Source organism: Brevundimonas vitisensis (assembly GCF_016656965.1).
Classification (GTDB): domain Bacteria; phylum Pseudomonadota; class Alphaproteobacteria; order Caulobacterales; family Caulobacteraceae; genus Brevundimonas; species Brevundimonas vitisensis.
Genome location: NZ_CP067977.1, coordinates 2,212,671 through 2,225,955 on the forward strand (window position 1 = coordinate 2,212,671; position 13,285 = coordinate 2,225,955).

Below are 13,285 nucleotides of genomic sequence, written 5' to 3' on the forward strand. Positions count from 1 at the left end.
TATCGCGGCTGCGATAGGGGTTGGCCCTCGCTTGTGGCACCGCACGCGGCGGTCAAATTGGCGGGGTGCAGACCTTCGACGCCCATCCTTTCAATCCGCCTGCTGGCGTCGCCGCCCTCCGCGACGAGGTGCGCGCCTTCATCGCCCGCGAAGCTCCGGTCACGGATGCGGCGGGCCGGGCCAACAGCTGGGCCGTCTGCAATGCGGACTTCTCCCGCGCCATGGCGAGGGCCGGCTATGTCGGCATGACCTGGCCCAGGCAATATGGGGGGCACGAGCGGCACCCCCTGCATCGCTATGTGGTTCTGGAGGAACTGCTGGCGGCGGGGGCCCCTGTCGGAATGCACTGGATAGCCGACCGCCAGAGCGGCCCCCTGCTGCTGCGATACGGCACCGAGGAACAGCGCCAGCAGTGGCTGCCGTCGATTGCGGCAGGCGAAACCTATGTCTGCATCGGCATGAGCGAACCGGGCGCGGGTTCGGACCTGGCCTCGATCCGGACCCAGGGCGTGCGCGACGGCGAGGGCTGGCGCATCACGGGCCAGAAGCTGTGGACCACAAACGCCCACAATGCCCATCTGATGATCGCCCTGGTCCGCACGGTCGAGGGATCGCAGCGGAACGAGGGCCTGACCCAGTTCCTGATTCCCATGGATGCGCCGGGCGTGACGGTGCGACCGATCATCGACCTGGTCGGCGGGCACGATTTCAACGAGGTTTTCCTGGACAATGTCCATGTGCCGGATACGGCGCGGGTGGGCCCCGAAGGCAATGGCTGGACCCAGTGCACAGCCGAGCTGGCTCTGGAGCGGTCGGGGCCCGAGCGATATCTGTCCAGCTATTCGGCCTTGACCGAGCTCATCCGCTTCGCCGGTCCCGATCCCGATCCGGTGCTGGCCGGGGTGATCGGACGGCTGACGGCTGACCTCTGGACCCTGCGGCACATGAGCCAGTCGACGGCCGCCAAACTGGCCGCCGGACAGGACCCGGCCCTGGAGGCTGCGATCGTCAAGGACCTGGGCAACAGTTTCGAACAGGATCTGCCGCGAGCCATCCAGGCCGCCTTGGACGGGGTGGACGATCTGTCGGACGCCGGCGACCTGGCGCGGGTCCTGGCTCTGCTGCTGCAGGTGTCGCCGTCATTCTCGCTGCGGGGCGGTACGCGCGAAATCCTGAGGGGCATCATCGCTCGGGGGCTGGGATTGCGATGAGTGAGGCCCGGTCCATGCTGGTTGAAACTGCAGATCGTCTGTTTACGGATATTTCTGCCGCGCCCGACGCCGTCTTTGCCGATGTGTGGTCCGGCCTGGCCGACACGGGGTTCGCCGCCCTGCTGCTGTCCGAGGACGAGGGCGGATTCGGTGGCGACTGGGGCGACTTGTTCGCCGTGGTTCGGCTCGCGGGTTTTCACGCCCTGGCCGCTCCGGTCGGAGAGGCTGCTCTTGCCGCCTGGGCGTTGGCGAAGGCCGGTCTGGATCCGGTCGAAGGGCTGGCCACCATAGCTCCCGTGGTCGAGGGTACGATCGAGGCAGGCCGTTTCACCGGCAGCCTGCGCGGCGTGCCCTGGGGAGGCGAGGCCCAGGTCGTGGTCGCGATGCTGGAGGGGTGCCTGCTGCGGCTCTCGGTCGCCGATGCGGTGGTGACACCGGGATCAAGCCCGGCAGGCGAACCGCGCGACCGTCTGACCTTCGCCAGTGCGCCGATCCAGGCAGCGGGCTGCGGCATCGATCTGCTGGCCTGCGGTGCCTTTCTGCGGTCCGCGCAGATCGCCGGAGCCCTGGATGCGGCCCTGGCAGCCTCGATCGCCTATGCCAACGACCGGGTCCAGTTCGGCAAGCCGATCGCCAAGTTTCAGACGGTGCAGCAGAACCTGGCCATCTTCGCGGTCGAAGCGGCAGCGGTGAACACAGCGGGACAGGCGGCAGCGCGCGCTGCGGATGCTGGGGATGCCAGTCTGGAGTTCGCGGCGGCCAAGCTGCGGGCCAACGCCGCCGCCGGACAGGGGGCCGCGCTGGCGCATCAGGTCCATGGGGCGATCGGCTTCACGCTGGAGTATCCGCTGCATCGCCTGACACGACGTCTGACCGGCTGGCGGTCCGAGTTCGGCGGAGATCGTTTCTGGGCCACGCGCCTGGGCCGCCAGGTCGCCGCTCTGGGACCGCAGGGCCTGTGGCACGAACTCGCCCGCCGCACCGACGCGGCCTGACGCCAAGGACCGACCCTCATGCCCCACGCCGTCATCGTCTCGACCGCCAGAACCCCGATCGGCCGGGCTTTCCGTGGTGCGTTCAACAACACCCACGGCGCGGACCTGGGGGGGCATGTCGTGGCAGCGGCCCTGGCGCGCGCCGGTGTCGGGCCGGACGAGGTCGAAGACGTCATCCTGGGCTGCGCGACGCCCGAGGGGCCGACCGGAAACAATATTGCCCGCCAGTCGGCGATCCGGGCCGGATGTCCGGTCGGTGTGCCGGGCTTCACCCTGGACCGGAAATGCTCGTCGGGCCTTCAGGCCGTGGTCCTGGCCGCCCAGCGGGTGCTGGCGGGTGAAGCGGATGTGTTTGTGGCGGGCGGGGTGGAGAGCGTCTCCCTGACGCATCATCACATCAACCGGCACCGCAATCGCTCGAACTGGTTGCTCGAGCACAAGGCTGACATCTATGCGCCCATGATCGCCACGGCCGACACGGTAGCGCGGCGATACGGCATCAGCCGCGAGGCCCAGGACGCCTATGCGCTGGAGAGCCAGCGGCGGGTCGCGGCGGCCCAGGCGGCGGGCCGGTTCGATGCCGAGATCGTGGCGCTGGAAAGCGTCAAACAGCTGACCGACAAGGCGGGATCGGTCACGGGGGAGGAGACGGTCACCCTGACGAAGGACGAGGGCAATCGGCCGGACACGACGCTGGAGGGTCTGTCGGCGCTGAAACCCATCATGGGCGAAGGTGCCTTCATCACGGCCGGAAACTCATCCCAGCTTTCAGACGGGGCCAGCGTCTGCGTGGTCATGTCGGACGCAGAAGCGGATCGGCGCGGCCTGACGCCCCTGGGGCGTTTCACCGGTTTCGCCGTGGCCGGCTGCGAGCCGGACGAGATGGGTATCGGTCCCGTTCTGGCGGTGCCGAAACTTCTGGCGCGACATGGCCTAGACATCCACGACATCGACCTGTGGGAGCTGAACGAGGCCTTTGCCTCACAGGTTCTTTACTGCCGCGACACCCTGGGCATCGACCCGGAGCGGTTCAACGTCGACGGCGGCGCGATCGCGGTCGGCCACCCCTATGGCATGAGTGGCTCGCGTCTGGTCGGTCATGCGCTTATCGAAGGGGCACGGCGGGGCGCCCGGCGCGTCGTCGTGACCATGTGCATCGGCGGAGGCATGGGCGCCGCCGGTCTGTTCGAGATCGACCGATGACCGACCACTACGCCGCCTTCGACCGTCTGAAGTTCGACCGGCCCGCGCCCTGGGTGCTGCGGATCACGATCAGCAATCCGGGCAAGTCCAATGCCGTGACCCCGGCCATGCACCGCCAGCTCGAAGACGTCTGGGCCGCCATCGACGCCGACCCGCAGACGCGCGTGACCATCATCACCGGCGAGGGCCGAGCCTTCTGTGCGGGGGGAGCTTTGGACGACATGCCGAGCGGTGGCGTGCTGGATCCGAACCAGCAGGTGTCCAAGGATTTCAACAATGCGGTCCGGCTGGTGCGGGGCATCATCGATGCGCGAAAACCGATCGTCTCGGCCATCAACGGCGCGGCGGTCGGAGCCGGGCTGGCCATCGGCCTGCTGGCCGACGTCTCGATCGCGTCCAAGACCGCAAAGCTGCTGGATGGCCATGTGCGGATCGGGGTGACCGCCGGGGACCATGCTGCGATCGTCTGGCCCCTGCTGTGCGGCATGGCCAAGGCCAAATACTATCTGCTGACCAACCGGCCGATGACGGGCGAGGAGGCGGAGCGCAACAATCTGGTCTCCCTGGCCGTCGATGCCGAGGTGCTGGAGGCGACGTCGATCGAGGTGGCCAGCGAACTGGCCGCGTCCGCTCCCACTGCGGTGCGAATGACCAAATACGTCCTGAACCACTGGCTGCGGCAGCAATCGGCGATCTTCGACCTGTCGGCGGCTTTCGAGATGGTCAATTTTTCAGGAGCCGAGGCGACCGAGGCCATGGCCGCGATGGCGGAAAAACGCGCGCCCGACTTCAAGTCCGACGTGACGTTCTGAGGGGCTGGCGATGACCGACACCGAAACCGGCATGGACCTGATTGCCCTGCGCGACGGGGTCCGCGGCGTCCTTGCCGAACAGGCGTCGCATGAGCGGGTGAAGGCCTTCGCCGACGCGGAACAGATCCTGGACAAGGCGTTGTGGGATCAGGCCGCCGGCTTGGGCTGGACGGCCCTGTCGGCACCCGAGTGTTTCGGCGGGCTTGGCCTGGGTGCGCTGGAACTGGGTGTGGTGCAACAGGAACTGGGCCGCGCGGTGGCCCCTCTGCCGTGGCTGGGGACCATGCTGGCCGTTGAAATCCTGTCCCATGCCGGAGAGGGGCCACAGGTCGCCGCCTGGACCGAAGGATTGGCCACGGGCACCCGCATCGGTGCCGTTTCCATGGTGACCCCCGAGGCCCTGTCGACGGATCTGATCCTGTCGTCAGGCGCGGGCGGCCTGGTCCTGAACGGCTTTGCGGGCGATCTGATGGACGGATCGGCAGCCGATCTGCTGATCCTGCTGGCCCGTCGGGAGGACGGCAAACTCGCCTGGGTGGTGGTGGAACCGTCGATCGATGGCGTCACGCCGGAAAAGATCGGCACCGTCGACCGGACCCGGCATCTGGCCCAGGTCCGCTTCACCGATGTCTGGCTGCCGTCCGAGCGTCTGCTGGCGGTGGATGCCGAGCGGGTGGGACAGGCCTTGCTGGCGACGGCTTCGCTGGCGATCGCCGCCGACTGCGACGGTGGGGCCAACGCCATCCTGGAACTGACACTCGACTATCTGAAGACCCGACAGCAGTTCGGAAAGCCGATCGGGTCGTTTCAGGCGCTGAAGCACCGATGTGCCGAGCACAAGATTGCCCTGGTCGCTTCGGGTGGCTTGCTGGCCGAGGCGACCGACCGGCTGGCGCGCGGCGATGACGAGGCGCTGCGCTTAGCCCTTGCGGCCAAGGCCCTGTGCGCCTCGGTCTATTTCCGTATCGCCGAGGATGCGGTCCAGCTGCATGGGGGCATCGGCTATACCTGGGAGCACCCCTGCCATCTATATCTGAAGCGCGCGCGGCTGAACCAGCAGCTGTTTGGCGGCGAGACTGCTCACCTGGATCGGGTCGCGCAGCTGTTGCTGGCGGCGGCGTGAGATGACGATGACCCTGTCCACACCGACCGTTTCTCCGGCTCGCGTCTTCGACCCCCTGGCGCACAAGGATGACCTGACCGCCTTTCGTGCCGAGGTCCGGGCTTGGCTGGAGGCGGTGGTCCCAGCTGACTGGCAGACACGGATGACCGGGGCGGATGAGGCCGACTATGTCGCCTTCCAGCGCTGGTGGTTCGCAGAAATGCAGAAGGTGGGTTTGGCCACGCCGCACTGGCCTCGCGACTGGGGCGGTGCCGACATCGGCATCCGGCACCAGACGATCATCTTCGAAGAGGTGGCACGCGCCGGGGCCCCGGGGCCCGAGCTGTTCGTTATCTCGCTGTATCACCTGCCCGCCACCCTGTTCGGTCATGGATCCCAGGCGCAGCGCGACCGCTATCTGACCGGGGTGAAGGAACGCGGCGAGGTCTGGTGCCAGGGCTTTTCGGAGCCCAACGCCGGATCGGACCTGGCCTCGCTGCGCACGCGGGCCGAGCGGCGCGGTGACGTCTATGTGGTCAATGGTCAGAAGGTCTGGTCGTCGTACGGGGCCTTTGCCGACTATTGCCTGCTGCTGGCCCGCACGGACTTCGAGGCCCCCAAGAAGCAGGCCGGCATCACCTATTTCATCCTGGACATGAAGGCTCCGGGCGTGACCGTGCGCCCGATCCGTCAGGCGACCGGCCAGTCCGAGTTCTGTGAAATCTTCCTGGACAATGTCGAGATTCCGGTAGCCGACCGGATCGGCGAAGAGAACGCGGGCTGGATGATCGCCCAGTCGACCCTGTCGGCCGAGCGGGGCCTGATCGTCTTCGAACTATCAGAGCGGATGGCCCGGGCCTTCGACGCCGACCTGGCCGAGGCCAAACGCACCGACGCCGCCTGGCTGAAGGACGACCAGCTGCGGCGCGAATTCACCGCCGCCTATTCGGACATGGTCACCCTGCGCCTGATGATCCGGGCCATGATGCAGGAGGTCGAGGCCGATCCGCACATGGGTTCGGCTACCCTGCCGACCTATATCAAGATCCACTTCTCGAACATTCTGCGGCGCTACACTGATTTCCGCGTGCGGATCGGCGGATTGGCGGCCCAGGCCCAGCAGCCGGCGGTGATGGGCGGCGGTCATCAGACCGGCAATGCCATGCACGATTTCATTCTCAGCTACGCCTGGAGCATATCGGGCGGCACGGTCGAGATCCTCAAGACCGTGATCGCCGAGCGCGTGCTCGGCCTGCCGCGCTAGGGGCCTGCGCATGTCCGATACCGAAGCCGCCGTCCTGGTCGATCGTCCTGCCGAGGGCGTGGCCCGGATCACCCTGAACCGGCCCGAGGCGCTGAACAGCTTCACCTTTGACATGTACGAGGCGCTGATCGCGGCCTTCGAGGGGCTGCGTGACGATCCCGACGCTCGCGTCATCGTCCTGACCGGGGCGGGTCGGGCTTTCTGTGCCGGGCATGATGTGCGGGCAGGATCAAAGCCGGGTTGGGTCCGGCCCGGCCTGGGGCGAATCCAGGCGGGCAAATACACCATGCGGGTGCTGGGCCAGATCCCGGTCCTGATGCGATCCATGCCCCAGCCGATCATCTGTGCGGTCAATGGCACGGCGGCGGGGATCGGCTATTCGCTGGCCCTCGCTTCGGATCTGACGATTGCCGCCCGTTCGTCGAAATTCGTCAATGTGATCCACAATGCCGCGACGGGAGCGGAACTGGGGATGAGCTATCTGTTGCCGCGCGCCGTCGGCACCCAGAGGGCGGCCGAACTTCTGCTGACCGCCCGCCCCGTCCTGTCGGACGAAGCCGAACGGATCGGCCTGGTCCTGCGTACTGTCGAGGACGAGGCGCTGATGGATGAGGCGCTGAAACTGGCTGACGCCATCGCCGTGAACAGCCCGGTCGGTATCTGGCTGACCAAGCAGTCGCTCTGGTTCAACCAGTCGGCGGGCAGTCTGGAAGCGGCGATCGAGCTGGAAAACCGCGCCGTCCTGGCCAGCCAGGCCACCGAGGACGCCGTCGAGAAGCGCACCTCGGCGATGGAAAAGCGCCGCCCGAATTTCAAGCACACCTGACGGGCCCAAAGGGCTGCGTCACCCAGGATGAGGATGGATCGATGACAGATGCGATGCGCTTTGACGGCAAGGTCGTAGTGGTTACGGGGGCCGGGAACGGCCTGGGCCGGACCTATGCCCTGCAACTGGCCGAGCGGGGCGCGCGCGTCGTCGTCAATGATCTGGGCGGATCTACCGACGGTCGCGGCGACGACCAGGCGGCAGCCTCCAGAGTCGTCGAGGAAATCCGCGCGGCGGGTGGAGAGGCTGTGGCCAACTTCGACAGCGTCGCGACCCAGGCTGGTGGTGCGGCCATCGTTCAGACCGCCCTGGATACCTGGGGCAGGGTCGATGCGGTCATCGCCAATGCCGGCATCCTGCGGGACCGCAGCTTCTCCAAGCTGAGCGTCGAGGAACTGGACATCATCCTGGATGTCCATCTGCGCGGGACCTATTTCACGGTCCAGCCCGCCTTCAACTGGATGAAGGACAACGGCGGCGGCAACATCGTGGTGACGGCCTCGCCGTCGGGCCTGTTCGGGGCCTTCGGCCAGGCCAACTATGCGGCGGCCAAACTGGGCATCGTCGGCATGATGCGCGTCATGGCCATTGAGGGCGCGCGGGCCGGAATCAAGATCAATGCCCTGGCTCCCACCGCGGCCACCCGGCTGACCGCCACGGCCGGGATGTCGGGCGAGGCGACCGAGCCCAGGACGCCGCAGGAGGATCCGATGTCCACCGAGCGCGTCTCGCCCCTGGTGCTGGCCCTGGCGCACGAGACCTGTCCGGCGTCGGGCGAAATCTTCAACGCGGGCTGTGGCTGGATCAACCGGGTGGTCGTTGCGGTGACCGAAGGCGTGGTCCTGGATGACTTCAGCCCTGAGGCCGTCGCCGGTCAGTGGGAGGCCATCCGCGACACTTCGGCCTTGACCGTGCCCGCCGATGCGACGACCTATTGGCACATGATCCAGGAAAAGACCGGCGCTCAGGGCTGATGGGCAACAAGGGCGCGCCGACACCCTCGCTGCTGGACCTGCTGGATCTGCAGGACGTCGGATCCGACTATTTCCGCTCGCGCCATACCGAGCCGAACCTTTCGGGTGCCCTGTTCGGGGGGCAGGTGCTGGCCCAGGCGCTGCGGGCCTGTCTGTTCACTGTCGCGGACCGGCCGGTGCATTCGCTGCACGGCTATTTCATCCGGCCGGGGGCGGAGGCCGAGCCCGTCGTCTATCAGGTCGAGCGGACGCGGGACGGCCGCAACTTCACCACCCGCCGGGTGATCGCCCTGCAGAACCGCAAGGCCATCTTCCATATGGAAGCGTCCTTTCACGACGGCGGCGAGGGCATCAGCCATTCGCGTGCCGCACCGGTGGTGCCCGGCCCGGACGAGGTCTCGGCCGAGGATCCGTTCGAGCGGGCCATGCATGATGCCTTTGAACCGAACGGCGAGGTGCTGAAGCTGCTGCCCCTGGTCGAGCGACGGATGATCCCGCTCGACGTCGGGCGTCGCGAGGCCGAGGGAGAGGCGCGGCGGCTGCTTTGGATGCGGGCGCGCGAACAGGGTCTGTCGGATGACGCCCTGCGGGCGTGCGGCCTGGCCTATCTGTCCGACTTCTGGCTGGGCGGTGTGGCCAAGATCCTGCACCCCGATGCGGTGCGGCAGAAGCTGACCAGCGTTGATCACGCCATGTGGTTTCACCAGCCCACAGACCCCTCGCAGTGGCTTCTGTACGACATGGAAAGCGACTGGGCCGGCTCGGCGCGCAGCCTGGCACGGGGGCGGATCTTCGACCGGGCTGGACAACTGATCGCTTCGGTGGCGCAGGAGGTCTATCTGTTTCCCGGTCAGATGCACGAGGCCCCCCGGCGCGGCGATCTGATCGCCTGACCGGATCGCCCATGCGATTGCAGCCGGTGACTGTGCCCATTGGGGATTTCGCTGGCGCGTCCTGCGCTAAGGTCCGGCCATGAATTTTACCCTGGACCCCGAAGACGCGGCCTTTCAGGCCGAGATGCGGACCCTGATCCGCGATCTTCTGCCCGAAGGTATCGCCCGGCGCGGGCGCCGGGGTTTTCACGCGACGCACGACGATATTCGCGACTGGATGCGGATACTGAACGCCCGTGGCCTGGCCGCGACCCACTGGCCGGTCGAGCATGGCGGCACCGACTGGTCGCCGCTGCGGAAACATCTGTTCCAGGTCGAACTGCGGGCGGCGGGAGCTCCGGTGCCTGACCAGGCGGCGCTGGAGCTGGTCGGGCCGGTGATCTATACCTTCGGCGATGCGGGCCAGAAGGCGCGGTATCTGCCCGAAATCCTGAATGGCGACACCTTCTGGTGCCAGGGCTTTTCGGAGCCCAATGCCGGGTCGGATCTGGCCTCGCTGAAGACATCGGCTGTTCGTGACGGCGACCACTATGTCGTCAATGGACAGAAGACCTGGACGTCCGAGGCGCACAAGGCGGACATGATGTTCGCCCTGGTTCGCACCGATGCCGACGCGCGCCCCCAGGCGGGCATTTCGTTCCTGCTGATCGACATGAAGAGCCCCGGCGTTTCGGTGCGGCCGATCTATACGATCAACGAGGGTCTGAGCGTCAACGAGGTCTTCTTCGACAATGTGCGCGTGCCGGTCGAGAACCTGGTAGGCGAGGAGAACCGCGGCTGGGGCTATGCCAAATTCCTTCTGACCAACGAACGCACGATGAGTGCGGAGACGCCGCACACCGCCTTTGACTTGGCCATGGTCAAGGATATCGCCCGGCGCGAGCTGCGGGATGGTCGGCCCTTGATCGAGGACCCCCTGTTCGCCGCGCGACTGGCCCGGTTCGAGATCGAGCTGATGGCCTTGCAAGCGGCCGTATATCGGGTCCTGCACATGGCCGAGGATGATCCCGCCTTGAATGCGACCGCCTCCGTCCTGAAGCTGCGAGGGTCGGAACTTCGCCAGCGCATCGCCGATCTGGCGGTCGAGGCTCTGGGCGATCATGGGCTGGCCGTGTTCCCCGATGTCGAGGGGCAGGACAATATGGATGTTCTGGCCCCCGTGCCACCCGCGCCGGATCATGCGGCCGGCTGGCTGTCGCGGGCGATGTTCCGCCGGGCCACGACCATCTATGGCGGCGCCAACGAGATTCAGCGGACCATCGTCGCCAAATCCGTTCTGGGTCTGTGAGGGGGTAGGTTGATGGAACTGTCTCTGACCTCCGAACAGGTTGCACTCAAGGACAGCGTGCGGCGCCTGTGCGAGCGCGACTATGGTTTCGAGCATCGGCGGGGCCTGCTGCGTTCAGCCGAGGGATTCAGCCGCGATCTTTGGTCTACCTTTGCCGAACTGGGCTGGACTGGCGCCGGCCTGTCGGAGGCCGATTACGGCTATGGCGGCGGCCCGGTCGAAATGGCCATCGTCCAGGAGGAAATGGGCCGCGCCCTGGTGGTCGAGCCCTATCTGTCCTGCGTGGTCGTCGCCGCCACGGCGATTGCAGCCCTGGGCGACGCCGATCAGAGAGAACGGATGCTCTCAGGCATTGTGGGGGGCGAGACGCTGGTTGCCCTGGCCCACAACGAAGTCGCCATGCGGGGCGACGATGCCGAAGTTGCCACGACGGCGGCGCAGGGGCCCGATGGCTGGCACCTGAACGGGCGCAAGGGGTTCGTCCTGGGTGGGCCCACCGCTGACATCCTGCTGGTCTCGGCGCGGACGCCCGGCGGTATCAGCCTGTTCGAGGTGCCTGCAAAGGCCGCCGGACTGGGCCTTACCGCCTATCACGCCGTTGACGGCCGGCGTGTCGCCGATATCGCGCTGGCCGATGTCCAGCTGGGTCCAGAAGCGCTGATCGGTCCGGAAGGCGGGGCCTTGACCGCGATCGAAAAGGCCGTGGATTTTGGTGTCATCGGTCTGATGGCGGAATGCGTGGGGGCCATGGACGCCGCGCTTTGGCTGACGCGGGACTATCTGAAGACCCGCAAGCAATTCGGCACCACCCTGAACAGCTTCCAGGCGCTTCAGCACCGCATGGCCGACATGCTGGTGGAGACGGAACTGGCGCGGTCCATGCTGATGGCCGGGGTCGCCGCTCTGTCCCATCCCGACCCGGCCGCGCGCCGGGCCGGCGTCTCGGCGGCCAAGGTCCAGATCAGCGAGGCTGCGATCAAGGTCACCGCCGAGGCCATCCAGCTGCACGGCGGTATTGGGGTGACAGAGGAATATGTCGTCGGTCATTTCTACAAGCGGGCAGTGCTGGCGCGCGGGCTGTTCGGAGGGATCGACCGGCATCTGCAAAGGTTCGCCGCCCAAGCCCTGAAGGAGGTCGCATGAAGACCCTGGGCGATCTCATCACGCGGGCGGCCCGCTTCTCTCCCGACGATACGGCGTTGGTGTGTGGCGATGTGCGCTTTACCCATCGCCAGCATCTGGACCGGGCACGTCGGCTGGCCTCGGCCCTTCACCGGGCCGGATGCGGTCATCAGGATCGCGTGGCGGTCCTGGCCATGAACGGCACCGAATATGCCGAAGCCTTCAGCGCGGCCTGGCTGACCGGCTATATTCTGGCCACCGTCAACTTCCGCTTGGCGGCACCGGAAGTGGCCTGGGTCCTGGGTGACACCGCGCCGCGGGTCCTGATCTTCGAAGACCAGTATGCCGCGCTGGTGGACGGTCTCCGTGCCGAACTGCCGTCTATCCAGACATGGGTCTGCATCGGCCAGGCCCCGGACTGGGCGACTGAATACGAGGCCTTTCTGGACGGGGGCGATCCTGCGGGTGCGCCCCTCACGGCCCGGCCCGAGGACATTGCCCACATCATCTATACCTCGGGTACCACGGGTCGGCCCAAAGGGGTGATGCGCAGCCATCGCAACGAACTGGCCATGGGCGAATGCGTCGCCTTCATCATGGACGTGCGACCCCGCGGCCGGATGCTGGAAGTCATGCCGATGTTCCATGCCGGCGCCCAGTCCAGCATGCTGGCGCAGATGTGGCGGGGCGGCGAGATCCACATCCATCGCGGTTTCGATCCCGGCGCGGTGCTGGCTGCGGTGCGGGACGAGCGGATCACCCATCTGCATCTGGTGCCGCTGATGGTGCAGGCCCTGGTCGATCATCCCGATTTCGAGACCTGCGACCTGTCGAGCGTCGAGACGATCCTGTACGCCGCTGCCCCGATGCCTGTGCCCGTTCTGCGACGGGCGCTGGAGCGACTAGGGCCGGTCTTCGTCAACGCCTGGGGACAGACCGAGGGCACGGGCTCGGCCCTGCCCAAGCACCTGCATGCGGTCGAGGGGCCGATGACCGAGCTGCTGGGCTCGATCGGCCATCCCTATCCGCTGGCGGAAATCCGCATCGTCGACGACCAGGGGCAGGACTGCGCACCCGGCCAAGTGGGGGAGCTGTGGATTCGGGGCGACGCGGTCATGGTCGGCTATTGGAACAATACCGCCGCCACGATCGAGGCCTTTCATGACGGCTGGCTGAAGACCGGCGACATGGGGCGGTTCGACGACTGCGAGCGCATCTTCCTGGTCGATCGCAAGAAGGACATGATCATCTCGGGCGGCGAGAACATCTATTCCCAGGAGGTGGAGCGGGCCATCGCCGAACATCCCGCTGTGTCCCAGGTCGCCGTCATCGGGGCCCCCGATCCGAAATGGGGGGAAAAGGTTGTGGCCTGCGTGATCCTGAACCCCGGTGCCGAGGCCGATGCCGAAAGCCTTATCGCCCACACGGCGGGACGGATCGCAAGCTACAAGAAGCCCAAACAGGTGCTGTTCCTGGAGGCCTTTCCCGCCCTGCCCAGCGGCAAGGTCAACAAGGTGGCGCTGCGCGCCCTGCATGCGGCATCGCATGGATGATCGTGTCGCGCGCGCATTGACCGGGCAGGGCGCGGGCGGACA

Annotated in this window: 12 protein-coding genes; all 12 read left to right on the plus strand. The window is 66.9% G+C overall.

All coding sequences use genetic code 11. The features are described 5' to 3' along the window. The first annotated feature begins 65 nt into the window (after nt 1-65). The 12 genes from JIP62_RS11270 (at nt 66) to JIP62_RS11325 (ending at nt 13,243) form a co-directional block, all read left to right on the plus strand. Nucleotides 66-1,211: an acyl-CoA dehydrogenase family protein gene (locus JIP62_RS11270; RefSeq protein WP_201102279.1), complete on the plus strand. Its 1,146-nt coding sequence runs from the start codon at nt 66-68 to the stop codon at nt 1,209-1,211. A gap of 14 nt (nt 1,212-1,225) precedes the next feature. Further along, nucleotides 1,226-2,206, plus strand: coding sequence for an acyl-CoA dehydrogenase family protein (locus tag JIP62_RS11275; RefSeq protein ID WP_201102280.1), 981 nt, complete (start codon nt 1,226-1,228; stop codon nt 2,204-2,206). 18 nt (nt 2,207-2,224) lie between these two features. Further along, on the plus strand, nt 2,225-3,409 hold the full coding sequence (locus JIP62_RS11280; RefSeq protein ID WP_201102281.1) for an acetyl-CoA C-acyltransferase: 1,185 nt from the start codon (nt 2,225-2,227) through the stop codon (nt 3,407-3,409). Continuing rightward, on the plus strand, nt 3,406-4,221 hold the full coding sequence (locus JIP62_RS11285) for an enoyl-CoA hydratase/isomerase family protein (RefSeq protein ID WP_201102282.1): 816 nt from the start codon (nt 3,406-3,408) through the stop codon (nt 4,219-4,221). Before JIP62_RS11280 ends, JIP62_RS11285 begins: the two co-directional genes overlap by 4 nt. Before the next feature lie 10 nt (nt 4,222-4,231). After that, entirely contained in the window at nt 4,232-5,344 is a 1,113-nt protein-coding gene (locus JIP62_RS11290) for an acyl-CoA dehydrogenase family protein (protein WP_201102283.1), read from the plus strand. A gap of 7 nt (nt 5,345-5,351) precedes the next feature. Continuing rightward, nucleotides 5,352-6,587, plus strand: a complete 1,236-nt coding sequence (locus JIP62_RS11295; RefSeq protein ID WP_201102284.1) for an acyl-CoA dehydrogenase family protein — start codon at nt 5,352-5,354, stop codon at nt 6,585-6,587. Between the two features lie 10 nt (nt 6,588-6,597). After that, nucleotides 6,598-7,413 carry an enoyl-CoA hydratase/isomerase family protein gene (locus JIP62_RS11300; RefSeq protein ID WP_201102285.1) on the plus strand — a complete coding sequence of 272 codons (816 nt, stop codon included), beginning with the start codon at nt 6,598-6,600 and terminating at the stop codon, nt 7,411-7,413. A gap of 41 nt (nt 7,414-7,454) precedes the next feature. After that, the gene (locus JIP62_RS11305) at nt 7,455-8,387 is read left to right on the plus strand and encodes an SDR family NAD(P)-dependent oxidoreductase (RefSeq protein ID WP_230974739.1); all 933 of its coding nucleotides are present in this window, start codon (nt 7,455-7,457) and stop codon (nt 8,385-8,387) included. Further along, a complete protein-coding gene (locus JIP62_RS11310) occupies nt 8,387-9,280 on the plus strand; it encodes an acyl-CoA thioesterase (protein ID WP_201102286.1) in 894 nt (297 codons plus the stop codon). Before JIP62_RS11305 ends, JIP62_RS11310 begins: the two co-directional genes overlap by 1 nt. A gap of 79 nt (nt 9,281-9,359) precedes the next feature. Next, complete coding sequence (locus JIP62_RS11315) at nt 9,360-10,568, plus strand: acyl-CoA dehydrogenase family protein (protein ID WP_201102287.1); 1,209 nt, start codon at nt 9,360-9,362, stop codon at nt 10,566-10,568. A 12-nt stretch (nt 10,569-10,580) separates the two neighbouring features. Continuing rightward, nucleotides 10,581-11,711 carry an acyl-CoA dehydrogenase family protein gene (locus JIP62_RS11320; RefSeq protein WP_201102288.1) on the plus strand — a complete coding sequence of 377 codons (1,131 nt, stop codon included), beginning with the start codon at nt 10,581-10,583 and terminating at the stop codon, nt 11,709-11,711. After that, nucleotides 11,708-13,243 carry a class I adenylate-forming enzyme family protein gene (locus tag JIP62_RS11325; protein WP_201102289.1) on the plus strand — a complete coding sequence of 512 codons (1,536 nt, stop codon included), beginning with the start codon at nt 11,708-11,710 and terminating at the stop codon, nt 13,241-13,243. The genes JIP62_RS11320 and JIP62_RS11325 overlap by 4 nt, the downstream gene beginning before the upstream one ends. Nucleotides 13,244-13,285 lie beyond the last annotated feature (42 nt).

Excerpts from the sequence above, each read along its gene's own strand:
- JIP62_RS11275 (WP_201102280.1), top strand. The coding sequence starts at position 1,226 with ATGCTGGTTGAAACTGCAGATCGTCTGTTTACGGATATTTCTGCCGCG.
- JIP62_RS11280 (WP_201102281.1), top strand. The coding sequence starts at position 2,225 with ATGCCCCACGCCGTCATCGTCTCGACCGCCAGAACCCCGATCGGCCGG.
- JIP62_RS11285 (WP_201102282.1), top strand. The coding sequence starts at position 3,406 with ATGACCGACCACTACGCCGCCTTCGACCGTCTGAAGTTCGACCGGCCC.
- JIP62_RS11290 (WP_201102283.1), top strand. The coding sequence starts at position 4,232 with ATGACCGACACCGAAACCGGCATGGACCTGATTGCCCTGCGCGACGGG.
- JIP62_RS11295 (WP_201102284.1), top strand. The coding sequence starts at position 5,352 with ATGACCCTGTCCACACCGACCGTTTCTCCGGCTCGCGTCTTCGACCCC.
- JIP62_RS11300 (WP_201102285.1), top strand. The coding sequence starts at position 6,598 with ATGTCCGATACCGAAGCCGCCGTCCTGGTCGATCGTCCTGCCGAGGGC.
- JIP62_RS11305 (WP_230974739.1), top strand. The coding sequence starts at position 7,455 with ATGACAGATGCGATGCGCTTTGACGGCAAGGTCGTAGTGGTTACGGGG.
- JIP62_RS11310 (WP_201102286.1), top strand. The coding sequence starts at position 8,387 with ATGGGCAACAAGGGCGCGCCGACACCCTCGCTGCTGGACCTGCTGGAT.
- JIP62_RS11315 (WP_201102287.1), top strand. The coding sequence starts at position 9,360 with ATGAATTTTACCCTGGACCCCGAAGACGCGGCCTTTCAGGCCGAGATG.
- JIP62_RS11320 (WP_201102288.1), top strand. The coding sequence starts at position 10,581 with ATGGAACTGTCTCTGACCTCCGAACAGGTTGCACTCAAGGACAGCGTG.
- JIP62_RS11325 (WP_201102289.1), top strand. The coding sequence starts at position 11,708 with ATGAAGACCCTGGGCGATCTCATCACGCGGGCGGCCCGCTTCTCTCCC.